The following is a 26,654-nucleotide window of genomic DNA, read 5'->3' as shown; positions in this document are numbered from 1 at the left end:
CTTCGTGGTGAGTGAGTTCGGCCTGCCCCTGACCGGGGCGCAAACCGGTATCTGGCTGGCTCAGCAGATCGAGCCGGAGAGCCCGGTGTACAACGTCGCCGGGTACGTGGAGGTCCGCGGGGACGTGGACCTGGCCATGCTCGGCGGCGCGATCAAGGCCGCGGTGGACGAGGCGGAGTGCGTCCACGTGCGGTTCCGGGTCGAGGACGGGGTGCCGAGGCAGTACCCGGTGGCGCCGGCCTGGCGGCTCGAGACGGTGGACCTCACCGGCGAGCCGGACCCGGATGCCGCCGCCGACGCCTGGATGCTGGCCGACATCCGCCGGGTGGCGAACCTGGCCACCGGCCCGCTGCACGCACAGGTGCTGCTCCTGCTCGGCCCCGGCCGGGTGTGGTGGTACCAGCGCTACCACCACCTGGTGATGGACGGCTACGGCGCGTTCATGGTGCTCCACCGGGTTTCCGAGCGCTACCTCGGCGACGCGCCGGAACGGGACTGGTCGCTGACCACGCTGACCGACCTGGACGTGGCGTACCGCGACTCGCCGCAGTACGCCACGGACCGCGAGTACTGGCACCAGCTGTTCGAGGACCGGCCGGAGCCAGCCAGGCTGGTCCGGCGGTCCTCGGCGCAGGCGGGACGGGTGGACCGCCAGAGCACCGAGCTGAGCCCGGCGGACGCCAACGGGTTGCGCAAGGCCGCCGCCGAGGCCGGCACCAGGCTGTCCCGGCTGATGATCGCCGCGGTGGCCGTCTACCTGCACCGGGCGACCGGCGCCGAGGACGTCGTGCTCGGCCTGCCGGTCACCGCCAGGGTGGACCCGGAGCTGCGGGAAGTGCCGGGCATGGCGTCGAACGTGCTGCCGCTGCGGATCCGGATCCGGCCATCGGACAGCACGACCGACGTGCTGGCCGCTACCGCGAAGGCGATCCGCGAGCTCACCGCGCACAGCCGCTACCGCGGCGAGTCCCTGGCCAGGGAACTCGGCCACACCGAAGGTTTCCGCGAGCTGGTCGGGCCGACCGTCAACTTCATCCCGTTCGAGTCGGACCTGCGCTTCTGCGACCACGAGGCGACCAACTACTACCTCAACAGCGGGCCGATCAACGACCTGACCGTGGCGATCTACGAACGCCCGCAGGGCAAGGGCATCCGCGTCGACTTCGACGCGGACGCCGCGGTCTGCGAGCCGGGCGAGCTGGCCGCGCACCGGCGGCGGTTCCAGGCGGTGCTGGACGCGATGGTGGCCGAGCCGGACCGCGCGGTCGGCACCATCGACCTGCTCTCCGCCGGGGAACGGGCGCTGGTGCTGGAGGAGTTCGGCACCTCGCCGGCCGAGACCGAGGAGGTGACCTGGACCGGTGCCTTCGAGCGCCAGGCCGTCCGGGCGCCGGACGCGGTGGCGGTGATCTGCGAGGACGAACAGGTCGGCTACGGGGAGCTGAACGCCGCCGCGAACCGGCTGGCGCACCTGCTGACCGCGCGCGGGGTGCGCGCGGAGGACGTGGTCGCGGTGGCGCTGCCCCGCTCGGTTGACCTCGTCGTCGCGTTGCTCGCGGTGCAGAAGGCCGGTGCCGCGTACCTGCCGCTGGACCTGGACCATCCCGGCGACCGGATCGCGTTCATGCTCGCCGACGCGGGCGCGCGGGTGGTGCTGACCAGCACCGGGCTCGTCGATGAGCTGCCGCCGGTGGACGGCGTCCGCCCGGTGCTGATCGACGACGAACCCAGCTTGTCCACAATGGACTCTTCTGATCCGGAAGGGCCGGTATCGCTGGACTCCGCGGCCTACGTTATTTACACCTCCGGTTCGACCGGGCGGCCGAAGGGCGTGGTCGTCTCCCACGACGGGATCGGCAGCCTGATCGCCACGGCCACCGAGCGGATCGGCATTCGGCCGGACAGCCGGGTGGTGCAGTTCGCGTCGGTCGGTTTCGACGTCACGGTCTGGGACCTGGTGATGTCGCTGTGCGTGGGCGGGACCGTGATCATGGTGCCGGCCGAGCGCCGCGTCGCCGGTGCCGCGCTGACCGAGTACATCGCCGAACACCGCGCCACCAACATGATCCTGCCGCCTTCGTTGGTCGCCGCGCTGCCACCGGAGTGCGAGCTGCCCGAAGGCGCGGTGTTGATCGTCGGCACTGAGACGGTGCCAACCGAGCTGATCGCGCGGTGGTCGAAGCGGCTGCGGGTGGTGGCCGCCTACGGGCTCACCGAGGCGACCGTGAACTCCACCCTGTGGCGGGCCGAACCGGACTGGACCGGTCCGGTGCCGATCGGCGTGCCGGATCCCAACACTCGTTGCTACGTATTGGATTCCGCGCTGCTGCCGGTCGCCCCCGGGGTGGAGGGCGAGCTGTACGTCGGCGGCCGTGGGCTGGCCCGCGGCTATCTGGGCCGCCAGGGGCTGAGCGCGGAGCGGTTCGTCGCCGACCCGTTCGGCGAGCCGGGCGCCAGGATGTACCGCACGGGTGACCGGGTGCGCTGGAGCGAGCGGGGTGACCTGGAGTTCCTCGGCCGCTCGGACGGTCAGCTCAAGATCCGCGGCCACCGGATCGAGCCGGGTGAGATCGAGAGCGTGCTGATGGCGCACGACGCGATCGCGGCGGCCGCGATCGTGGCCATGGCGGACCACCGCGAGGTCAAGCGGCTGGTGGCGTATGTGGTCGGGGCGGTGGACGCGAACGAGGTGCGGGCGCAGGTCGCCGACCGGCTGCCGGAGTACATGGTGCCCTCGGCCGTGGTCGCGCTGGACGCGTTGCCGCTCAACCCGAACGGGAAGCTGGACCGCAAGGCGTTGCCGGTGCCGGACTGGACCGCGCTGGCCGGCAGCGCGCGCCCGTCCACTCCGGCCGAGGAGTTGCTGGCCGGGCTGTTCGCGAAGGTGCTCGGGCTGCCGGAGATCGGCGTGCACGACAGCTTCTTCGAGCTGGGCGGCGACAGCATCGTGGCGATCGGGCTGGTCGGCCGGACCAGGCAGGCCGGGCTGGTGATCACGCCGCGCGAGATCTTCCGGCACCGCACGGTCGCCGCGCTGGCCGCGCTCGCCGAAGACAGGGCGGTGCCGGTGCGCCGGGAGGACCGGGGCACCGGCACGGTCGCGCCGACCCCGATCATCCGCTGGCTGAGCGAACGCGGCGGCCAGGTGGACGGCTTCCACCAGTCCACTTTGCTCCGCGTTCCGTCCGAAATGGACTTCGACCGGCTGGCAGGGCTGCTGCGGTCGATGCTGGACCGGCACGACCTGTTGCGTGCCAGGCTGAACCCGGACTGGTCGCTGGAGGTGCCTGAGCCGGGCACGGTCTCCGCCGCCGAGCTGATCGAAGTCGGTGGTTCCGATATCGAGGAGCACGCCCGCCGGGCGGTCGCCGCGCTGGCCCCGGCCGAGGGCCGGATGCTGCGCGCGGTCTGGTTCCCGGAGGCTCGCCGCTTGTTGCTGGTGGCGCATCACCTGGTGATTGACGGGGTCTCCTGGCGGATCCTGTTGGAGGATCTGGCCGCGGAGTGGAGCGGGGTGGCGCCGGCGCCGGTCGGCACCTCGTTCCGCCGGTGGTCCTCGCTGCTCGCCGAAACGGACCGCACCGCCGAGCTGGCGCTGTGGCGGCGACAGCTGACCGGCACCGATCCGCTGCTCGGTCGCAGGGCTCTGGACCCGGCGGTGGACACCGCGGACACCGCGCGCTCGCTGACCGTTTCGCTGCCGGCCGGGCAGACCGCGCCGCTGCTCACCGCGGTACCGGCGGCCTTCCACGGCGCGGTGAACGACGTGCTGCTGACCGCGCTGGCGGTGGCAGTCCGGGGCTGGCGTGGTGATGACGGGCCGGTGCTGGTCGATCTCGAAGGTCACGGCCGGGAGGAGCAGGTCGCCGGGGACGTCGACCTTTCCCGCACGGTCGGCTGGTTCACCAGCATGTTCCCGGTGCGCCTCGACCCCGGTGCGGAGGGGATCGCGGCCGGGCTGAAGCGGGTCAAGGAACAGCTGCGTGCCCTGCCGGACAACGGGATCGGCTACGGGCTGCTCCGGGAGGACCGGGTGCTCGCCGACGCGGCCGCGCCGCAGCTGCTGTTCAACTACCTGGGCCGGTTCGGCGCGACCGACACCGACTGGGCACCCGCGCCGGAGGCCGATCCGCTCGGCGCCGGGCTGGACCCGCGGATGCCGCTCGGGCATCTGCTGGAGATCAACGCCGTGGTGCGGGACACCGCGGAGGGCCCGGAGCTGAGCACCACGTTCAGCTGGCCGGACGCGGTGCTCGCCGAGGACGCGGTGCGCGAGTTGGCGCAGGGCTGGCTGGCTGCGCTGGGTTCGCTGGCCGGGCTCGGCTCGGGGGGACACAGTCCGTCGGACTTCCCGCTGGTGTCGTTGACCCAGGCCGAGGTGGACGAGCTGGACACCCGTCCCGGCCTGACCGACGTGCTGCCGCTGGCGCCGTTGCAGGAGGGGCTGTTCTTCCACGCGCTGTTCGACGAGTCCGCCGCGGACGCCTACGTGATGCAGCAGGTGATCGAGCTGCGCGGTCCGGTGCGCGGGGAACAGCTGCGCCGGGCGATGCAGGGGGTGCTGGACCGTCATCCTGCGTTGCGGGCCGGGTTCCGCCAGCGCGAGGACGGTTCGCTGATCCAGTTCGTCGCGGACACCGAGCTGCCGTGGCGTGAGGTGACCGGCGACGTGCGCGCGGTGGCCGAGCAGGACCGGGCCCGCCGGTTCGACCTGGCCGCGCCGCCGCTGCTGTCCGGCACCTTCGTGCGCGGTGACGGGGATCGGCACTGGCTGGTGCTGACCCTGCACCACATCGTGTCGGACGGCTGGTCCACGCCGATCATGATCCGCGAGCTGTTCGGGCTCTACGGGGGTGGCGAGCTGCCGGCGGTGGCGCCGTACCGGGACTACTTCGGCTGGCTGGCCGGGCGGGACCGCGCGGCCGCGCTGGCGGCCTGGGACGAGGCGCTGGCCGGGGTCGAGCAGCCGACCAAGCTGGTCGGCGGGGAGCCGGATCCGGCGAAGTTCTCGCTGGCGCAGGTTCGGGTGGAGCTGTCCGGGGAGCTGACCGCGCGGCTGGTCGCGACCGCGCGGCGGCACGGCGTCACGCTGGGCACCGTCATGCAGGGGGCGTGGGGGCTGCTGCTCGGCGGGCTCACCGGTTCGCCGGACGTGGTGTTCGGCACCACGGTCTCCGGCCGTCCGCCGGAGGTGCCCGGGGTCGAGGGGATGGCCGGGCTGTTCGCGAACACGGTGCCGGTGCGGCTGCGTCTCGATCCGGCGCGCACGCTGGCCGAGTCGCTGGCCGCGCTGCAGGCGGAGCAGGCCGGGCTGCTGGACCACCAGTTCACCGGGCTGGCCGAGCTGCAGCGGCGGACCGGGCTGGACGAGCTGTTCGACACCTTGCTGGTGTTCGAGAACTATCCGTTGTCCACCGAGCTGAGCGACCCGTCCGGCCGGATTTCGTTCGCCGGCTTGGAGTTCCACGGCGCCGGGCACCACCCGCTGACCGTGCTGGTGATGCCGGGCGAGCGGATCCGGCTGGAGCTGGACCACGACGCGCACCGGCTGACCGAGGCCGAGGTGCAGGCACTGGCCGACCGGCTGATCCGGGTGCTGGAGGCGCTGGCCGGCACTCCGGAGCTGCCGGTGGCGCGGCTCGATCTGCTCTCGGCCGCCGAGCACGAGCTGCTCGCTGAGCAGGCAGCGACCACGCATCCGGTGCCGGAACTGACCCTGGTGGAGGCTTTCGAGGCGCAGGTCGCCCGTACCCCGGACGCGCCCGCGGTGGTCTTCGAGGGCCGCACTCTGTCCTATGTGGACTTGGATCGGCTGGCCACCGGGCTTGCTCTGCGGCTTCGCGAGTCCGGCGCCGGCCCGGAGCAGGTGGTCGCGGTCGCCGTGCCGCGTTCGGCGGAGCTGATGGTGGCTCTGCTCGGGGTGCTCAAGTCCGGCGCGGCCTATCTGCCGATCGACCTGGACTATCCGGCGGACCGGATCCGCTTCATGCTTACCGATTCCGCCGCGACCCTCGCCGTCACCACCGCCGAGTCCGCGCTTCCGCCGCTGCCTGGCCTCCGCCAGGTACCGATCTCCGCGACTGCGGATGGCGAATCGCTTTCCACCCCCACCCCAGCCCCCCACCCAACCCTGGGGGGCGGCCCCGCTCCAGCTTATCGCGACCAGGTGGGGCGGTCGGCCGATCCGACCGAGTTGTCCACAGGGGCGGGCGACTGTGCACAAACCGGGCTTCCGCGGCCGTCGCTGGACAACGCCGCGTACCTGATCTACACCTCGGGTTCGACCGGGCGGCCGAAGGGTGTGCTGGTCAGCCATCGGGCGATCGGCAACCGGCTGGCCTGGATGCAGGATACGTATCGGCTCGGCGCGGACGACCGGGTGCTGCAGAAAACACCGTCCAGTTTCGACGTCTCCGTGTGGGAGTTCTTCTGGGCGCACCAGGTCGGCGCGGCCGTGGTGCTGGCCAAGCCGGACGGGCACCGCGACCCGGAGTACCTCGCGGAGCTGATCCGCGAACAGCGCGTCACCACCCTGCATTTCGTGCCGTCCATGCTCGCGGCGTTCCTCGGCGAGATCACCGACCCGGGCTTCTCCACCAGCCTCCGCCGGATCTTCACCAGCGGTGAAGCGCTGCCCGGCGCGGTGGCTGGCCGGTGGCGCGAGCTGACCGGCGTGCCGCTGCACAACCTGTACGGCCCGACCGAGGCCGCGGTGGACGTGAGTTCCTTCCCGCACCACGGTTCCGTCGACCTGACCGTGCCGATCGGGCGGGCGGTGTGGAACACCAGACTGCACGTGCTCGACCCGTACCTGCGGCCGGTGCCGCCCGGCGTAGCGGGCGAGCTGTACCTGGCGGGAGTCCAGCTCGCACGCGGCTATCACGGCCGCCCCGGGCTGACCGCGGACCGGTTCGTGGCCGACCCCTTCGACGACGGCTCCCGACTTTACCGGACCGGTGATCTGGTCCGGCGGCGCGCGGACGGGGTGCTGGAGTACCTCGGCCGCACCGACCGGCAGGTCAAGATCCGCGGCAACCGGGTGGAACTCGGCGAGATCGAGGCCGCGCTGGCCGCACTGCCCGGGGTCGACCGCGCGGTGGTGGTGGCCAGGGACAACACGCTCGTCGGTTACGTCACCGGCACCGCAGAGCCGGCCCGGCTGCCGGCCGCGCTCGCCGAGGTGCTGCCGTCGCCGATGGTGCCCAACACCGTCCTCCGGTTGGAGCGGTTGCCACTGACACCGAGCGGGAAGCTGGACCAGAAGGCACTGCCCGCACCCGAAAAGGCCGGCACCGCGAAACCGGAAACGGGCACCGAGCGGGAAAAGCAGCTCAGCACGATCTTCGCCGAGGTGCTCGGCCTGCCCGGCGCCGGCCTCGACGACGACTTCTTCGTACTCGGCGGGGACAGCATCCTGTCCATCGCGGTGTCCAGCCGCGCTCGCAAGCTGGGCATGGCGATCAGCCCGCGCGAGGTGTTCGAACACCGCACCCCGGCCGCACTCGCCGCGCTCGTCGGCGACGAGCCCCGCCCGGTCACCGCGCCCGCGCCCGACTCGGACGGCATCGGCGACGTGCCGCTGCTGCCGATCGTGCACTGGCTGCGCGAACGCGGCGGACCGATCGGCCGGTTCAACCTCTCGTCGCTGCTGCGCACCCCGGCCGATGCCGACGTGGAGGCACTCGTCACCGCGCTGCAGGCGGTACTCGACCGGCACGACGCGCTCCGGCTGAAGCTGACCAGGATCGCCGAGGTGCTGTGGTCGCTGGAGGCACGGCCGGTCGGCAGCGTGCAGGCCATCGAGCTGCTGCGCCGGGTCGACGTGTCCGGGGCGGAAGACCTGCGTGCCGTTGTCGCGGCGGAATCCGACGCGGCCGCGGACCGGCTCGACCCGGACGCGGGCACCATGCTGCAGGCCGTCTTCTTCGACGCCGGCGCCGGCGAGCCAGGCCGCTTGCTGCTGGTCGTGCATCACCTGGCGATCGACGGCGTCTCCTGGCGGATCCTCGCCGAAGACCTGGCGGCCGCCTGGGCCGGACTGGCACTGGACCCGGTCGGCACCTCCCTGCGCACCTTCGCGCGCACCGTCGGCGAGCAGGCGCAGACCAGGGAGCGGCTGGACGAGCTGGCGCACTGGACCAAAACGCTGGCCCCCGGCGCCGAACTCCTGCCGGGCGCACCGGCAACCGGCACCATCGGCTCGGCGAGCAGGCACGTCAGCCAGCTGTCCACTGAGGACACCAGGCCGCTGCTGAACACCGGGATGACCGAGGCGCTACTGGCCGCACTGCGGATCGCGGTCAGCCGGTGGCGCCCGGATGCCGAAGCTGACCTGCTGGTGGACCTCGAACGGCACGGCCGCGAAGAACTCGTGCCAGGGGTGGACACCTCCCGCACGGTCGGCTGGTTCACCAGCATCCAGCCGGTCCGGCTGGCACCGGCGGACACCCCGGCCGAGGTCCTGGACGGGGTGCGCGCACGACTGGCCGAGGCGCCGGACGGCGGTATCTCCCACGGCATGTTGCGCCACGTCAACGCGCAGGTGGCGCCGATCCTGGGCAGGCTCGCCGCGCCACAGGTGCTGTTCAACTACCTCGGCCGCACCCCGGTCGCGGGCGGCGCGGACTGGGCACCGGCCGAAGAGGCCGACGCGCTCGCCGTCGCCCCGGACGCGGGACTCGGCCTGCCGTATGCGCTTCAGCTGGACGTGGTCTGCGAAGAGACGCCGGATGGGCCACGGCTTAGTGCGCACTGGACGTGGCCTGCCGGAGGGCTGTCCGAAGAGGACATTGCCACGCTGGAAGGTGCCTGGACCGAGGCGCTGCGAGAGCTGGGCGCGGGCAGCAGGGACGACGTCTGGCCGCTGTCCCCGCTGCAGGAGGGCTTGTTCTTCCACGCCAGCTACGACTCTTCGGCACTGGACGTGTACACCGTCCAGGACGCCTTCGAGCTCGGGCACCGGGTGGACGAGGACCGCTTGCGGGCGGCGGGTGCCGCACTGCTGCGGCGCAACCCGAACCTGCGGGCCGGCTTCACCAGCGAAGGACTCGGGCAGCCGGTGCAGTTCATCGCCGAGGTCGCCGAGCTCCCGCTCGAAGTCGTCGACCTGTCGCATTTGGACGGTGCGGAGCAGGATGCCGAAGTGGAGCGGCTGCTCGCCGCGGACCGCGGCCGCCGGTTCGAACTGGCGAACCCGCCGCTGTGCCGGCTGCTGCTGATCCGGCTCGGCGCCGAGCACGACCGACTGGTGATCATCCACCACCTGCTGCTGTGGGACGGCTGGTCGGAGGGGCTGTTCCTGGAGCAGCTCTTCCACCTGTACGAGCGCGCCGGGGACGACCGCGGGCTGCCAACGCCGGGCTCGTACCGCGACTACCTGTCCTGGCTGGCCGAGCAGGACACCGAGGCCGCGGCCACCGCGTGGCGGGAGGCGCTGGCAGGGCTGGAGGAGCCGACCCTGCTCGGCCCGGCCGACCGGCGCGCCGAACCGTCGATCCCGGAGCAGTGCCATTTCGAACTGTCGCAGGAGCTCAGTGACCGGGTGCGGGACGGGGCGCGGCGCCAGGGCCTGACCCTGAACACGGTGCTGAACGCGGCTTGGGCCCTGTCGCTCGGCGACGCGGTCGGCCGCGACGACGTGGTGTTCGGCAGCACGGTCGCCGGCCGGCCGCCGGAGATCGAGAACGTCGAGAAGATCATCGGTTTGTTCCTGAACACCATTCCGGTGCGGATCGCGTTCGACCCGGCCGAGCCGGTGCTGGACATGCTGCGCCGCGTGCAGGCGCAGCGGGTGGCCCTGATGTCGCACGAGTACTACGGGCTGGGCGAGATCCAGCGCGAAGCCGGGCACTCCAGGTTGTTCGACGCGATCTACGTGCTGCAGAACTTCGCCGACGAGGACGCCTTCGCCGAGTTCCGCGACCGGTACGACATCCGGGCCTCGGACAGCGTGGACGCCACGCACTACCCGGTCGGACTGGTGGTCACCCCCGCCGCGAAGCTGCGGGTTCGGCTGTCGTTCCGGCCGGACGTGCTGGACCGCCCGTTCGCTGAGCGGCTGCTGAACCGGTTCGTGGCGGCCGTGGAGCGACTGGTCGAGGACGCCTCGGCGAAGGTCGGTTCGCTGGACCTGGCGTCTCCGGCCGATCGCGCGGAGCTCGTCGAGCAGTGGGACGCCACCCGGCACCCGATGCCCGACGACACCGTGGCCGATCTCCTTGCCGCACAAGCACTTCGCACCCCCGACGCGACGGCACTGGTGTTCGGCTCGCAGGTGTTGAGCTACGCCGAGCTGGACGAGCGGATCAACCGGATGGCCCGGCTGCTGATCGCGCACGGCGCCGAACCCGAGCAGGTGGTGGCGCTCGCGCTGCCGCGCTCGATCGACATGGTGGTCGCGCTGTTCGCCGTGCTGCGCACCGGTGCCGCGTATCTGCCGCTGGAGCTGGACTACCCGGCCGAGCGGCTGGACCTGATGCTGGACGACGCCCGGCCGCGGTGCCTGGTGTCCACCACCGAGGTCGCGGCCCGGTTGTCGGACGAGCACGCCGAGCGGATCCTGCTCGATCAGGTCGAGCTGGACGGCTACTCCGGCGCGCCGGTCACCGACGAGGAGCGCCCGCTCTTCGCGCACGGCAGGCCGGGCCGGCTGGAGCACCCGGCCTACGTGATCTACACCTCCGGTTCCACCGGCAAGCCCAAGGGCGTCGTCACCCCGTACCGCGGGCTGACGAACATGCAGCTCAACCACCAGGAAGCCATCTTCGGCCCGGCCATCGCGAGCGCGGGCGGGCGCAGCCTGCGGATCGCGCACACGGTGTCGTTCTCCTTCGACATGTCCTGGGAAGAGCTGCTCTGGCTGGTCGAAGGACACGAGGTGCACGTCTGCGACGAGGAGCTGCGCCGCGACGCCGGCGCGTTGGTCTCCTACTGCGACACGCACCGGATCGACGTGGTCAACGTGACCCCGACCTACGCGCATCTCCTGATCGAGGAGGGGTTGCTGGAAGGTCACCGCCCGGCACTGGTGCTGCTCGGCGGCGAGGCGGTTTCGGATGCCGTGTGGTCGCGGCTGCGGGACACCGACGGGACCTACGGCTACAACCTGTACGGCCCCACCGAGTACACGATCAACACCCTCGGCGGCGGCACCACCGACAGTGACACCCCCACGGTCGGCAAGCCGATCTGGAACACCAGGGCGTACATCCTGGACGGTTGGCTGCGGCCGGTGGCCGACGGCGTGCCGGGGGAGCTGTACATCAGCGGCACCGGACTGGCCCGCGGCTACCTGAACCGCCCTGGGCTGACCGCCGAACGGTTCGTCGCTGATCCCTTCGGAGCGCCGGGTGACCTCGTGTACCGCACCGGAGACCTGGTGCGGCGCCGCGAGGACGGCAACCTGGACTTCCTCGGCCGCACCGACGACCAGGTGAAGATCCGCGGCTACCGGGTGGAACTGGGCGAGATCTCCTCGGCGCTGACGCGGCATCCGATGGTGGCGCAGGCCGCGGTGATCGCCCGTGACGACCCGGCCACTCCTGGCCTGCAGCGGCTGGTCGGCTACGTGGTGCCGGCCGAAGCGACCGGCGCGGCCCGCGCCGAGGTCGAGGCCGAGCAGGTCGGCGAGTGGAAGCAGATCTATTCCGACGAGTACACCGAGATCCCCACCGCGCTGTTCGAGGAGGACTTCGCCGGCTGGGACTCCAGTTACGACGGCGACCCCATCCCGCTGGAGCACATGCGCGAGTGGCGGGAGGCAACCGTCTCGCGGATCGCCGAGCTCCGGCCGCGCCGGGTGCTGGAGATCGGGGTTGGTACCGGCCTGCTGATGGGCAGGCTGGCCCCACTCGCCGAGAGCTACTGGGGCACCGACTTCGCCGCTCCGGTGATCGCCAAGCTGACAGACGAGCTGAAGCGCGACCCGGAGCTGGCCGCCAAGGTGGAGCTGCGCTGTCAGCCCGCCGACGTGCTGGACGGGCTGCCGGCAGGCTTCTTCGACACCGTCGTGATCAACTCGGTGATCCAGTACTTCCCCAGCGTGGACTACCTGACCCAGGTCATCGCCGGCGCCATGGAGCTGCTGGTGCCCGGTGGCGCGCTGTTCGCCGGTGACGTGCGGAACCTGCGCCTGGTGCGCCCGTTCCACACCGCGATCCAGCTCACCCGCGGTACCGGCCCGGCTGCGCTCAGCGGCGCCGTCGAACGCGGAATCGCGCTGGAGAAGGAACTCCTGCTCGACCCGGAGTACTTCACCGGCCTGCCCGCGACCCTTCCCGGCATCGGGGCCGAGGTGCGGACCAAGCACGCCCGGCTGCACAACGAGCTGAGCCGGTACCGCTACGACGCCGTGCTGTACAAGCAGCCCGCCGAAGTGGCCTCCCTCGCCGAGCTGCCGCAACTGGCGTGGGGCGAGGACTTCGACGACTTCGCCGGGCTTTCCACCAGGCTGCGGGAACGGCCGGGCGGACTGCGGGTGCGCCGCATTCCGGACGCCAGGCTGGCCTCCGAACCACCGGCGTCGGCTGTGTCGGCGGCCGGGGTCGAGCAGGACGATCTGCACGAGCTGGGCGCGGACCTCGGCTACCGGGTTCGCACCACTCCGGCCGGCACCGAGGACGGTGCGTTCGACGCCGTGTTCACCCCGGCCGGTACGGACACCGCGCGGTTCTCCAGCGGCCTGTACCTGCCCTTCGGGGCGAGTGTGCCGCCGGCCAACAGCCCCACCGCGGCTCGCGGGGCGAGTGCGTTGGTGCAGCAGCTGCGTGACGACCTGAAGCAGCGGCTGCCGGACTACATGGTGCCGGCCGCGCTGGTCACCCTCGGCAGTCTTCCGTTGACCGACAACGGGAAGCTCAATATCAAGGCACTCCCGGACGCCGAGCCCACGGTGGCGCTGACCAAGAGCCGCCCGGCGGAGTCTCCCGAGGAGGAGACCCTGTGCGCGCTGTTCGCCGAGGTGCTCGGCCTGCCCGAGGTCGGCGTGGAGGACGACTTCTTCGCCCTCGGCGGCCATTCGCTGCTGGCCACCAGGCTGATCAGCCGCGCGCGCACCGAACTGGGCGCCGAGCTGGCCATTCGCGACCTGTTCGAGGCGCCCACCCCGGCCGAGCTGGCCGGTCGGGCACACGGCGGCGAACCGGCAAGGCCCGCGATCAAACCGGCCGAGCGGCCGGACCGCATCCCGCTTTCCGCCGCACAGCAACGACTTCTGCTGGTGGACGAGCTGGCGGGCGGAGACGTCGCGTACAACTTCCCGCTGGTCTTCCGGCTGCGCGGGGAACTGGACCTGGCCGCACTGCGCGCGGCACTCGGTGACGTGGTGGCACGGCACGAGTCCCTGCGGACCGTGTTCGGCGAACACGAAGGCGAGCCGTACCAGCGGATCCTGGCCGAGGCCGAGGTCCCGTTCAGGGTGCGGCCCAGTACCGAGGCCGAGCTCGAGGAGCGGATCGCGGAGGTCTCCCGCCGCCCGTTCGACCTGCGCGCCGAGATCCCGCTGCGCGCCGAGGTGCTCAACCTCGGCCCGCACGACCAGGTGGTCGCACTGGTGCTGCACCACATCGTTACCGACGAATGGTCCGACCGGCCGTTCCTCACCGACCTCACGGTGGCCTACCAGGCCCGGCGCACGAGGGGCGCGCCGGACTGGTCCCCGTTGCCGGTGCAGTACGCCGACTACGCGTTGTGGCAACGGAAACTGCTCGGCGACCCGGCGGCGGAACCGGAGAGCGTGGCCGCCCGTCAGCTCGCGTTCTGGACGGACGCGCTGGCCGGGCTGCCCGAAGAGCTCGTCCTGCCGGTCGACCGCACCCGCCCGGCGCGACCAACTGGCCGCGGCGGCAAGGTGCGGGCCGAGCTGCCGGCCGAGACGGTCCGCGCGCTGCGCGCGCTGTCCGCCGACTCCGGGGCCAGCATGTTCATGGTGCTGCACGCCGCGGTCGCGACCCTGCTGCACCGTCTCGGTGCCGGTTCGGACATCCCGCTCGGGGCGCCGATCGCCGGCCGCACCGACGCCGCGGTGAACGAGCTGGTCGGCTTCTTCGTGAACACGCTGGTGCTGCGCACCGACCTGACCGGCGACCCCACCTTCGGCGAACTGCTCGCCAGGGTGCGGGAGGCCGACCTGGCCGCGTTCTCGAACCAGGACCTGCCCTTCGACCGGGTGGTCGAGGAGCTGAACCCGGCCAGGGTGACCGGCCGCAACCCGCTGTTCCAGGTGATGATCGGCTACCACCACCGCATCGAGGGTGAGCATCGGCTGCTCGGCTGCGAGACCGAGTGGTTCCCGATGGACACCGGGCAGGCCAAGTTCGATCTGCACTTCAGCTTCGTCGACCAGCCCGAAAACGATCGGCTCACGCTGCTGCTCGAGTACGCCACCGACCTGGCGAGCGAACACACCGCCGAACTGCTCGGCCGTCGGCTGACCGGGCTGCTCGCGCGGATCGCCGCCGAGCCGAACCTTCCGGTCGGTTCGATCGATCTGCGCACTGAGGTTGAGCGTGAGCTGGTGGTGTCGGGTTGGAACGACACGGCGCGTCCGGTCGTTTTGTCGACTGTTCCGGAGTTGTTTGCGGCTCAGGTTGAGCGGACTCCGGATGCCGTGGCGGTGGTTTTCGAGGGTGTCGAGCTGACCTACGCGGAGTTGGACTCGCGGGCGAACCGCTTGGCGCATTGGTTGATCGCCCAGGGTGCCGGACCGGAGTCCACCGTCGCGGTGTCGCTGCCGCGTTCGCTGGAGCTGGTTGTGGCGTTGTACGGGGTGCACAAGGCTGGTGCGGCTTATTTGCCGGTGGATGTGGATTATCCGGCTGAGCGGGTGGAGTTCATGCTCTCGGACGCGGCTCCGGTTTGTGTGCTGGACGATCCGCAGTTCATCGCCGGGCTTTCCGGCGATGATTCCGACCCGGGCGTCCGTGTCGCGCCGTCGAACCCCGCTTACCTGATCTACACGTCGGGTTCGACGGGGCGGCCGAAGGGTGTTGTGGTGCCGCATCAGGGCATCGTCAACCGGTTGCTGTGGATGCAGGCGCATTTCGGTCTCACCGTTGATGATCGGGTGTTGCAGAAGACGCCGTCGAGTTTCGATGTGTCGGTGTGGGAGTTCTTCTGGCCGCTGCTTACCGGTGCCACCCTGGTGCTGGCCAAGCCGGAAGGGCACAAGGACCCGGTCTACCTCGCCGAGCTGATCCAGCGCGCGCGCATCACCACTGTCCACTTCGTACCTTCGATGCTGGCGGTTTTCCTCGCCGAGCGAGCCGCCGCCGGATGCGCGGGTCTTCGCCGGGTGATCTGCAGTGGTGAGGCGCTTTCGGTCGAGCTGGCCGCGAAGTTCCGTGCCACCTTGGGTGCGGAGCTGCACAATTTGTACGGCCCGACCGAGGCTTCGGTGGACGTGACCTCCTGGCACAGCGTGGCCGACGAGCACGTGGTGCCCCTTGGCCATCCGGTGTGGAACACGCAGGTCTACGTGCTCGACGAACTGCTGCGCCCGGTGCCGCCGGGGGTGACCGGCGAGCTGTACCTGGCTGGCACCCAGCTTGCCCGCGGTTACCTCGGCCGGGCGGGCCTGACCGCGGAACGGTTCGTGGCCAACCCGTTCTCCGCGGGTGCGAGGTTGTACCGCACCGGTGACCTGGCTCGGTGGAACCGTGCGGGTGCCGTCGAGTTCCTCGGCCGGGTGGACGATCAGGTGAAACTGCGTGGTTTCCGGATCGAGCTCGGTGAGATCGAAGCTGCGCTCACTCGGCATCGGGACGTGGACCGTGCCGTGGTGATCGCTCGTGACCAACACCTGGTCGGCTACCTGGTGGCCGCACCGGGCGCGGCGCCCGATCTGTCCGAGGTCCGCGCCGGTGTCGCCGCGTCGCTGCCCGAGCACATGGTCCCGGCAGCCCTGGTGCCACTGCCCGAGCTGCCGCTGACCCCGAACGGCAAGCTGGATCGCAAGGCGTTGCCCGCCCCCGACTTCGCCGGGCTGGTCACCGGCCGGGCGCCGCGCACCGAGCGCGAAGAGCGGTTGTGTGCGGCCTTCGCCGAAGTGCTCGGCCTGACGGAAGTGGGCATCGACGACGACTTCTTCGTACTCGGTGGCCATTCCCTGCTGGCGATGCGCCTGGTCAGCCGGGTGCAGGCGGAGCTGGGCCTGCGGGTCTCGCTGCGCGCGGTCTTCGACACGCCCACCGTGGCCGGACTGGCCGAGCGGCTGGACGCCGCCGCGCCGAGCCTGCCCGCGCTGGTCGCCGGCGAACGTCCGGATCGGCCGCCGCTGTCCTTCGCGCAGCAGCGCCTTTGGGTGCTGCACCAGGTGGAAGGGCCCAGCGCCACCTACAACATCCCGCTGGCCTGGCGCGTCAGGGGAACGCTGGACCTCGCCGCCTGGCGGGCTGCGGTGCGCGATGTGGCCGCCCGCCACGAAACCCTGCGCACGGTCTTCCCCTCCGTGGAGGGCCTGCCCTACCAGCGGATCCTGGACGAGCCGGAGATCGCGGTGGAGCTGGTGCCGGTCGCCGGGGCCGACCTGCCCGCGCGCCTCACCGAAGCCGCCGCGCACGGTTTCGAACTGGACCGCGAACCGCCGCTGCGGGTCACCGTGTTCGAGCCGTCCACTGAGGAGCACGTGATCCTGGTGCTGCTGCACCACATCGCCGGCGACGAGTGGTCGAGCCTGCCGCTGGCCACCGACCTCACGGCGGCGTACCGGGCACGGCTGGACGGCCACGCGCCGGACTGGACGCCGCTGCCGGTGCAGTACGCCGACTACTCGGGCTGGCAGCGTGCCCTGCTCGGCGACGAGCAGGATCCGGGCAGCAGGGTGGCCGCCCAGCTCGGGTACTGGCGCGATGCGCTGGCCGGGCTGCCCGAAGAGCTGAGCTTGCCGGTGGACCGGCCGCGCCCGGCGGAGTCGACGCATCGAGGCGGAAGCGTCGATTTCGAGGTGCCGCCGGACCTCGTCGACGGACTGCGCGAGCTGGCCAGGGCACAGGACGTCAGCATGTTCATGGTGGTGCAGGCCGCGGTCGCGACGCTGCTGCACCGGCTCGGGGCCGGCGCCGACATCCCACTCGGCAGCCCCATCTCCGGTCGCACCGACGCGGCACTGGAGGACCTGGTCGGGTTCTTCCTGAACACGCTGGTGCTGCGCACGGACCTCTCGGGTGACCCGTCGTTCGCCGAGCTGCTCGGCCGGGTCCGCGAGACCGACCTGGCCGCCTTCGAGCACCAGGACCTGCCGTTCGAACGGCTGGTGGAGGCGCTCAACCCGGCCCGTTCGTTGTCCCGACATCCGTTGTTTCAGGTGATGGTCGTGCATCTGGCCGACCGCGAAGGGCAGCTCGAACTGCCCGGCCTGGAGGCCAGGCCGGAGCCGCTCGGCCAGCGGACCGCAAAGTTCGACCTGGAGTTCGCGCTGGTGGAACAGGGCACCGGAGTCGGTGGGATCAGCGGGATCAGCGGCCGGATCGAGTACAGCTCGGACCTGTTCGACGAGGCCAGCGTGAACGCACTGGCGACGCGCCTGCTCACGGTGCTGCGGCGGGTGGTGGCCGCGCCGTCCGAGCCGGTCGGTTCGATCGATCTGCGTACCGAGGTTGAGCGTGAGCTGGTGGTGTCGGGTTGGAACGACACGGCGCGTCCGGTCGTTTTGTCGACTGTTCCGGAGTTGTTCGCGGCTCAGGTCGAGCGGACTCCGGACGACACGGCCGTGGTTTTCGAGGATGTCGAGCTGACCTATGCGGAGTTGGACTTGCGGGCGAACCGCCTGGCGCATTGGCTGATCGGACGTGGCGTGCGCGCCGGGGACGTGGTGGCGGTGTCGCTGCCGCGTTCGCTGGAGCTGGTTGTGGCGTTGTACGGGGTGCACAAGGCTGGTGCGGCTTATTTGCCGGTGGATGTGGATTATCCGGCTGAGCGGGTGGAGTTCATGCTCTCGGACGCGGCTCCGGTTTGTGTGCTGGACGATCCGGAGTTCATCGCCGGCCTTTCCGGGGCGACGTCGGACCCCGGAGTGCGGGCCGATTCGGCCGGTCCGGCGTACCTGATCTACACCTCCGGCTCGACCGGCCGCCCCAAGGGTGTTGTGGTGCCGCACCGGGGCATCGTCAACCGGTTGCTGTGGATGCAGGACGAGTACGGTCTCACCGTTGATGATCGGGTGTTGCAGAAGACGCCGTCGAGTTTCGATGTGTCGGTGTGGGAGTTCTTCTGGCCGCTGCTCACCGGTGCCACCCTGGTGCTGGCCAAGCCGGAAGGGCACAAAGACCCGCGGTACCTGACCGAGCTGATCCAGCGCGCAGGTATCACCACTGTCCACTTTGTACCGTCTATGTTGGACGCGTTCCTGGCGGAGCCGGCGGCGGCCGGATGCGGCTCGCTGCGCAGGGTGATCTGCAGTGGTGAGGCGCTTTCGGCGGAGTCGGCCGCGAAGTTCCGTGCCACCTTGGGTGCGGAGCTGCACAATTTGTACGGTCCGACCGAGGCTTCGGTGGACGTGACCTCTTGGCACAGCGTGGCCGACGAGGGCACCGTGCCGATCGGGCGCCCGGTGTGGAACACCCAGGTCTACGTGCTGGACGATGCCCTGCGCCCGGTTCCACCAGGAGTGGCGGGTGAGCTGTACCTGGCCGGGACGCAGCTCGCCCAGGGCTACCTCGGCCGGGCGGGTCTGACCGCGGAACGGTTCGTGGCCAACCCGTTCACCGCTGGTGCGAGGCTCTACCGCACCGGTGACCTGGCGCGCTGGAACAGCGACGGGGTTGTCGAGTTTCTCGGCCGGGTGGACGATCAGGTGAAACTGCGTGGTTTCCGGATCGAGCTCGGTGAGATCGAAGCTGCGCTCACCCGCCGTCGGGAAATCGCCCGCGCCGTGGTGGTTCTTCGCGAACAGCGGCTGGTCGGCTATGTGGTGCCCGAGGCCGGGGCGGCGGTCGATCCGGTGGAGCTGCGTGCCGCACTGGCGGTTTCGCTGCCGGAGCACCTGGTTCCGGCAGCACTGGTCACGCTGACCGAGCTGCCGCTGACCCCGAACGGGAAGCTGGATCGCAAGGCTTTGCCGGCTCCCGACTTCGCCGGGCTGGTCTCCGACGGGCTGCCGCGCACCGAACGCGAAGCCGCCCTGTGCGCACTGGTGGCCGGGGTGCTGGGGTTGGACCGGGTCGGGGTGGACGACGACTTCTTCGCCCTCGGCGGGGACAGCATCGTTGCCATGCAGCTGGTCGGCCGTGCCCGCGCGGCAGGACTGGAGATCAGCCCACGGGACGTGTTCCGGCACAAGACCGTGGCCGGGCTTGCCGAGATCGCCGGGGTGGTCGGAGAAGCCGCAGTGCCCTCGGAGACCGCCCTGCTCACCTTGGACGCCGACGAGCAGGCCGAGGTCGCCGCGCTCTCCGGGGTCAGCGAGGTGCTGCCGCTCTCGCCGCTGCAGGCCGGGCTGCTCTTCCACGCTTCGATGGACACCGACCAGGAGGACGTCTACACCGTCCAGGTCTCCTTCGATCTCGACGGCCCGCTGGACCCCGCGCGGTTGCGCGAGTCCGGGCAGGCCCTGCTGGACCGGCACGCCAACCTGCGTGCCGGATTCCGCTACCTGGCCTCCGGAAAGCCGATCGCGGCGGTGCCCCGTACCGCGGTGCTGCCGTGGCGCGAGATCGACCTTTCCCCGCTGTCCGAGCCGGAGCGGGACGCGGAATGGGAGCGCTGCCTCGAACAGGAGCGACGCCGGTTCGACCCGGCCGCGCCGCCGCTGCTGAGGTTCATCCTGGCCGAGGTCGGCCCGCAGCGGTACCGACTCGGCTTGTCGCACCAGCACCTGCTGCTGGACGGCTGGTCGGTGCCGCAGCTGATGCGCGAGCTCGCCGAGCACTACGACCGCCGGGACGGCGAAGCGCCGCCGGCCCCGCAGTACCGCGACTACTTGTCCTGGCTGGCGAGGCAGGACAGGGAAGCGGCCGAGTCGGCCTGGACCGAGGCACTGGCCGGGCTGACCGAACCGACCCACCTGGCGCCGGCCGACCCGAACCGGGTCGCGGCGGCGCCGCGGCGGCGTACCGAGCTGTTGAGTGCCCAGCTCACCGCCGGGCTGACCGCGCTGGCCCGTGGTCGCGGGCTCACGGTGAACACGTTGGTGCAGGCCGCGTGGAGCATCCTGCTCGGCAGACTGACCGGACGCACCGACGTGGTCTTCGGGGCAACCGTCTCCGGCCGCCCACCGGAGCTGGACGGTGTCGAGTCGATGATCGGGCTGTTCATCAACACCGTGCCGGTGCGGCTTCGCACGACGGCGGAGGACTCGCTGGCCGAGGTCCTGGACCGGTTGCAGGAGCAGCAGTCCGAGCTGATCGCGCACCAGCACCTCGGCCTGGCCGACATCCAGCGGCTGGCCGGGCTCGGCGAGCTGTTCGACACGCTGATCGTGTTCGAGAGCTATCCCGGCGGCGGCGCCGCGCTCGGTGCCGAAGACGGGGTGCGGCTCACCGAGCGGGCGCACGAGGACGCCACGCACTACCCGTTCGCCTGGGCGGTGGAGCCGGGGGAGCGGCTGCGGCTGACCGCGGAGTACCGGACCGACCTGTTCGGTGCGGCCGCGGTGGACCGGATCGTGGCCGGCATGCGGCGGTTGTTCGAGGCGATGGTCGCCGACGCCGGGCAGTCGCTGGCCGCCGTCGACATCCTCACCCCCGCGGAACGCCGCCGGATACTGATCGAGTGGAACGACGGCGGGCTGGAGGTGCCTGCCACCACGGTGCCCGCCCTGTTCGAGGCACAGGTCCGCCGGGACCCGCGAGTACCGGCGGTGGCTTCCGGCGGCGTGCGGTGGAGCTTCGGTGAGCTGAACGAACGGGCCAATCGGCTGGCCAGGCTGCTTGTCACGCGCGGGGCCGGGCCGGAGCGGATCGTCGCGCTGGCGCTGCCCCGCTCTGCCGAGTTCCTGCTCGCGATCCTGGCCGTGCACAAGGCGGGCGCCGCCTATCTGCCGATCGACCCGGACTATCCGGCCGACCGGCGAGCCGCGATGCTGGTCGACGCCGAACCCGTGCTGGTGCTCGACGAACTGCCCGAACCGGGCGACCTCGACGCGCACGACCTCACCGACGAGGACCGGCTCGCCCCGCTGAGCCCGAGCCACCCGGCCTACGTCATCTACACCTCGGGTTCGACCGGGCGGCCGAAGGGGGTGGTGGTCACCCACCAGACGGTGGCGAACCTGTTCCACAGCCACCGGGAGACGCTCTACCGGCCCGCAGTGGCGGCGGTGTCGGAGCGGGAAGGCCGGCGCACGCTGCGGGTCGGCCACGCCTGGTCGTTCTCCTTCGACGCGTCCTGGCAGCCGCAGCTGTGGCTGCTGGACGGGCACACCGTGCACGTGGTCGACGAGGAGACTCGCCGGGACCCGGAGCTGCTGGCCGCGCAGATCAGGCGGGACGGGTTCGACTTCATCGAGGTCACGCCCTCGCTGTTGCAGCAAATGGCCGAGTTCGGCCTGCTGGAGGGCGACCGGTGCCCGCTGGCCGTGGTCGGCGTCGGCGGCGAGGCGGTACCGGAGGCGCTCTGGTCGCGGCTGCGGAAGCTGACCGGAACGGAGAGCTACAACCTCTACGGCCCAACGGAATCCACTGTGGACTCCCTGGTGGCCAGTGTGCGGGACACCGGGAAGCCGGTGGTCGGCAGGCCGGTGCACAACACCCGTGCCTATCTGCTCGACGACGCCCTGCGGCCGGTGCCGCCCGGGGTTACCGGGGAGCTCTACCTGGCCGGTGGCGGCCTGGCGCGCGGCTACCTCGGCCGTGCGGCGCTCACCGCCGAGCGGTTCGTGGCGAACCCGTTCGCCGACGCGGCCGAAGGTGTGCGGATGTACCGGACCGGGGACATGGCGAGATGGACCGAGGATGGTCTGCTGGAGTTCGCCGGCCGCGCCGACGACCAGGTGAAGATCCGCGGTTTCCGGGTCGAGCCCGCGGAGGTGGAGGCCGAGCTGGCGCGCCACGATCAGGTCGGGCAGGCGCTGGTGGTGGTCCGCGAGGACCGGCCGCGGGTCAAGCAACTGGTGGCCTATGTGGTGCCAGCCGAGGGGACGGCGCCCGACCCGGCCGCGCTGCGCCAGTGGATGGCGGCCACCCTGCCGGACTACCTGGTGCCGGCCGCCTTCGTCATCCTGGGTTCGCTTCCGGTGCTGGCCAACGGGAAACTGGACCGCGGATCGCTGCCCGCGCCGGACTTCGCCGGGGTGGTCTCCGGGCGGGCGCCGGAAACCGAGCTGGAGAAGACGCTCTGCGCGGTCTTCTCCGAGGTGCTCGGGGTGGCCGAGCTGGGCGTGGACGACGACTTCTTCGCACTCGGCGGGGACAGCATCGTCGCCATGCAGCTGGTCGCCAAGGCCCGCGCGGCTGGGCTGCGGATCACCCCGCGGCAGGTCTTCGCCCAGCGGACGGTGGCCGAGCTGACCGAGGTCGCGACCGAAACCGGGAACGAAACCCCGGCGACTGCCGACGACGGGGCGGGCACCGTCTCGCTGACCCCGATCATGCACGCGATGCGCGAGCTCGGCGGCCCGATCGCGGGCTACCACCAGGCCGCGCTGGTGCGCACCCCCGGCGAGCTGACCTGGCCGGTGCTGCTCGACATCCTGCGGGTGGTGGCGGACCGGCACGACATGCTGCGCGCGAAGCTGGTGCGAGCGGACGACGGGTGGACCCTCGAAGTGCCGCCTCAGGCCAGGGCCGAGGACTGGATCGTCCACATTGATGTGTCCACAGTGGATGAAGATGGGCTGCGCGAGGTCATCTCGGCCGAGGCGCACGCGGCCAGGGACCGGCTGGACCCCGACGGTGGGCGGATGGTCTCCGCGGTCTGGTTCGACGCTGGGCCTGGCCGGGCCGGCCGGTTGCTGGTGCTCATCCATCACCTGGTGGTGGACGGGGTGTCCTGGCGGATCCTGCTGCCGGACTTCGCCGCCGCATGGGCCGAGCTCTCCGCGGGACGCCCGGCGGAGCTGCTTCCGGTGGAGACCTCGTTCCGCCGCTGGACGCGGGAACTGGCCGAACGCGCGGTGGAGCCCGCCCGCGAGGACGAGCTGCCATGGTGGACGCGGGTCGCCGCCGGTGGCGACCCGCTGCCACTGGAAAGCGAATGGGACCCGGCCAGGGACGTGGTCCGTACCGTGCGGGGCATCCCGATGACCCTGCCGTCCGAGCGCACCGTGCCACTGCTCACCACCGTCCCGGCGGCCTTCGGCGCCACCGTGAACGACGTGCTGCTCACCGCGCTGGCGCTGGCCGTGGCCGACTGGCGGCGCCGCCGGCTCGGCACCGGCGGCAACGCGGTGCTGGTGGACCTGGAGGGACACGGCCGCGAGGAGGAACTGGCCGGCAACGCGGACCTTTCCCGCACGGTCGGCTGGTTCACCAGCGTGATCCCGGTCTGCCTCGACCCCGGCGCGATCGACCTCGACGACGCGCTGGCCGGTGGCCCGGCGGCGGGCGAGGCGCTGCGGCGGGTCCGGGAGCACCTGGCCGGCCTGCCTTCGGCCGGGGTCGGCTACGGCCTGCTCCGGCACCTGAACCCGCGGACGGGCGCGCGGCTGGCCGCGCTCGGCTCGCCGAAGATCGAGTTCAACTACATGGGCCGGTTCGGCTTCCCCGAGGCCACGGACTGGTCCTACGCGCCGGAGGCGGAAGCCGCCGACGTGTACCCGGACGCGGAAATGCCGGTGGCGCACTGCCTCGCGATCAACGCGATGACCGAGGACCGGCCGTCCGGGCCGGTGCTTTTCGCGCACTGGTCCTGGCCGTCGGCGGTACTTGCCGAGGACTCGGTGCGCGAGCTGGCGGAGAACTGGTTCACCGCGCTGACCGCACTGGCCAAACATGCCGAAAGAAAGGAACACTGATCCCATGACGAATCCCTTCGAGAACCCCGATGGCACCTACCTGGTACTGGTGAACGCCGAGAACCAGCACAGCCTCTGGCCGGAGTTCGTCGAGGTACCGGCAGGCTGGACGGTGGTGCACGGGCCCGCGGAACGGCAGGCTTGCCTTGACTACGTGGAGACCCACTGGACCGACATGCGGCCGAAGAGCCTGGTGGAGGCCATGAACAACGCGGCTGACACCACCGGGGGCGAGGGAGCCTAGCGGCTCCGAGCCCCGTTCATGACCCGAGCCTAGCACAAGTTCGAACAGGAGTTCGATGCGCTGCGCGAATGTCGGGGTGCGGCCGTAGCGTGCGGGGCATGGCTTATGACGAGGTGCTCGCGGAGCGGGTCCTGGAACGGCTGGAGCCCGACGGGGTGACGGCGAAGAAGATGTTCGGCGGGATCACGTTCCTGTTCCAGGGGAACGCACTGGCCAATGTGTACGACGAGGGTTTGATGGTGCGGATCGGCCAGGACGGAATGGCCGACGCCCTGGCCCGGCCGGGCGCTAAGCCGCTGGTGTTCCGCGGCAAGGAGCAAGATGGCTGGGTGGTGCTGGACGAGTCGACCCTCGACGACGATGTGCTGGACTCGTGGTTGAAGTGGGCCTGGGAAGTCACCTCCGAGCTGCCGCCGAAGCAACCCAAGCCCAGGGAGAAGTGAGCTGTGGTGACACAACAGGGCGCCGGTATCCGCTCGGCCCTCTGGCTGCCGATCTTCGACGAGCTCGCCGACCCGGTGCTGGTCGCGCGACTGGCCGCCGAGGCGGAAGAGGCTGGCTGGCACGGGGTTTTCGTCTGGGACCATCTGCGCTGGCGGCCGCCGGTCCGGCAGGTGGCCGACCCCTGGATCACCCTCACCGCGATCGCCACCGCCACCGAGCGGCTGCGGTTCGGCCCGATGGTCACGCCGCTGGCCCGCCGGCGGCCGGCCAAGGTCGCCAGGGAGACCGCGACGCTGGACGTGCTCAGCGGTGGCCGGCTCACCCTCGGCGTCGGCCTCGGCGGCGACAGTTTCGGCAGTGAGCTGTCCATGACCGGCGAGCAGCTCGACGACCGGCTGCGGGCGCAGCAGCTCGACGAATCGCTGGAGATCCTCGCCGCGGCCTGGTCCGGTGAGCCGGTGCGGCACCGGGGTGTGCACTACACGGTGGACATCACCGACATCCCGGACGGCGTCCGGTTCCTTCCCCGGCCGGTGCAGCGGCCGGGGGTGCCGGTGTGGGCCGCGGGATTCGCCGGCAAGGTCAAACCGCTGCGCCGGGCCGCCCGGTGCGACGGCTTCTTCCCGGTCAACCTCGAACATCCGGACCAGCTCGCCGAAAGCGTCGCCACCATCACCGGCCTCCGCGACAGTGCGGCGGCGTATGACATCGCGGTCGCTCTGCCGCCCGGCGCCGACCCGGTGCCCTACGCCGAGGCCGGCGCCACCTGGTGGATGGCGGAGTTCCGGCCGGAGGACCTCTCGCTGGACAAGGTGCGCGGTGTGCTCCGCGACGGTCCGATCTCGGCCGGCGGGTAGTCGGGGTAGGGCTATCCGCAGCAACCGTCCGGTAGCTCACCGGCTATTCCAGGGTGCGGCCCGTGCGTAACGTCCCGCCTGATCACGAACCAGGTGAGGGGATTGTGCGATGCGAGCAAGGAAAACCCGGCGTCTGATCGCCGGTTCGCTGGCACTGGCGGTCGGTTGCGCGACAGCCGGAACCGTCGGGTCAGCGGGGGCCGTGGAGCCAATCGGCGGAAAGGCCGGTACCCAGGCGATCGTGGACGGTTTCGTCGCGCAGGGGGCGCCGGGCGCGATGGTCTTCGCCAACGGCCGCCGCGGGAGCTGGACGGTCACCAGCGGTACCGGGGAACTGGGGACCGACCGGCCGATCCGGCCATGGGACCGGGCCAGGGTGGCCAGCAACACCAAGATGTTCGTCTCCGCCGTGGTGCTCCAGTTGGCCGGTGAGGGCAAGCTGGAACTGGACGCACCGATCGAGCAGTACCTGCCGGGTTTGGTGCAGGGCAACGGCTACGACGGGAACAAGATCACCGTGCGGCAGTTGCTGCAGCACACCGGCGGGGTGGCCGACTACACCGAGGAGCTGCTGAAAGACCCGGAGGCGAGCCAGCACCCGTGGCGGCCGGAGGAACTGGTCCGGATCGGGCTGAGCCATCCGCCGCTGTTCGAGCCGGGCGCCGGCTGGGCCTACTCCAACACCGGGTACATCCTGCTCGGCATGCTGGTCGAAGCGGTGAGCGGCAACGACGTCGGCGACGAGATCACCGACCGGCTGATCCGGCCGCTCGGCCTATGGCAGACCAGCTATCCGGAGCCCGGCGAGCAGCGGATCCGCGGTCCGCACGCGCACGGCTACTACGCCTTCCCCGGCCGGCCGGTCGCCGACGTGACCGAGCTGGAGCCCAGCATTCCCGGGGCAGCGGCCTCGATGGTCTCCTCCGGCCCTGACCTGACGCGTTTCGCGCGTGCGCTGCTGGACGGCAAGGTGCTGCGCCCCGAGATGCTCGCGGAAATGCGCGAGACGGTGCCTGCGGTCGGCCCGAACTACGGCCTCGGGATCCGGGAGGTCCCGCTGCCCTGCGGCGGCGTGGCGTGGGGCCATTCCGGCAACATGCCGGGCTTCGACTCTTTCACCCTGGCCACCGAGGACGGACGTTCGGCGTTCGTGGTGGTCAACGGGCACCTGAAGGACAACAAGGTGGCCGATGTGCGCAAGGCGGTCGAGACGGCGCTCTGCTGA

5 protein-coding genes are annotated in these 26,654 nt (G+C 71.2%); all 5 read left to right on the top strand.

Annotated elements, in window-relative coordinates; all coding sequences use genetic code 11:
- The first annotated feature begins 4 nt into the window (after positions 1–4).
- The 5 genes from AMYNI_RS0113180 to AMYNI_RS0113160 all read left to right on the top strand — a co-directional run bounded on the left by AMYNI_RS0113180 (position 5) and on the right by AMYNI_RS0113160 (position 26,654).
- Complete coding sequence (locus AMYNI_RS0113180) at positions 5–23,884, top strand: non-ribosomal peptide synthase/polyketide synthase (RefSeq protein ID WP_020668485.1); 23,880 nt, start codon at positions 5–7, stop codon at positions 23,882–23,884.
- 4 nt (positions 23,885–23,888) lie between these two features.
- Positions 23,889–24,128 carry an MbtH family protein gene (locus AMYNI_RS0113175; RefSeq protein WP_020668484.1) on the top strand — a complete coding sequence of 80 codons (240 nt, stop codon included), beginning with the start codon at positions 23,889–23,891 and terminating at the stop codon, positions 24,126–24,128.
- 98 nt (positions 24,129–24,226) lie between these two features.
- Positions 24,227–24,571 carry a TfoX/Sxy family protein gene (locus AMYNI_RS44445; RefSeq protein WP_020668483.1) on the top strand — a complete coding sequence of 115 codons (345 nt, stop codon included), beginning with the start codon at positions 24,227–24,229 and terminating at the stop codon, positions 24,569–24,571.
- Between the two features lie 3 nt (positions 24,572–24,574).
- Positions 24,575–25,429: an LLM class flavin-dependent oxidoreductase gene (locus AMYNI_RS0113165; protein ID WP_020668482.1), complete on the top strand. Its 855-nt coding sequence runs from the start codon at positions 24,575–24,577 to the stop codon at positions 25,427–25,429.
- Positions 25,430–25,631: 202 nt separating this feature from the next.
- Complete coding sequence (locus tag AMYNI_RS0113160) at positions 25,632–26,654, top strand: serine hydrolase domain-containing protein (protein ID WP_020668481.1); 1,023 nt, start codon at positions 25,632–25,634, stop codon at positions 26,652–26,654.

This window comes from Amycolatopsis nigrescens CSC17Ta-90 (assembly GCF_000384315.1).
Lineage (GTDB): Bacteria > Actinomycetota > Actinomycetes > Mycobacteriales > Pseudonocardiaceae > Amycolatopsis > Amycolatopsis nigrescens.
The sequence above is the reverse complement of the archived record's forward strand: the minus strand, read 5'-3'. Positions and strand labels throughout refer to the sequence as shown.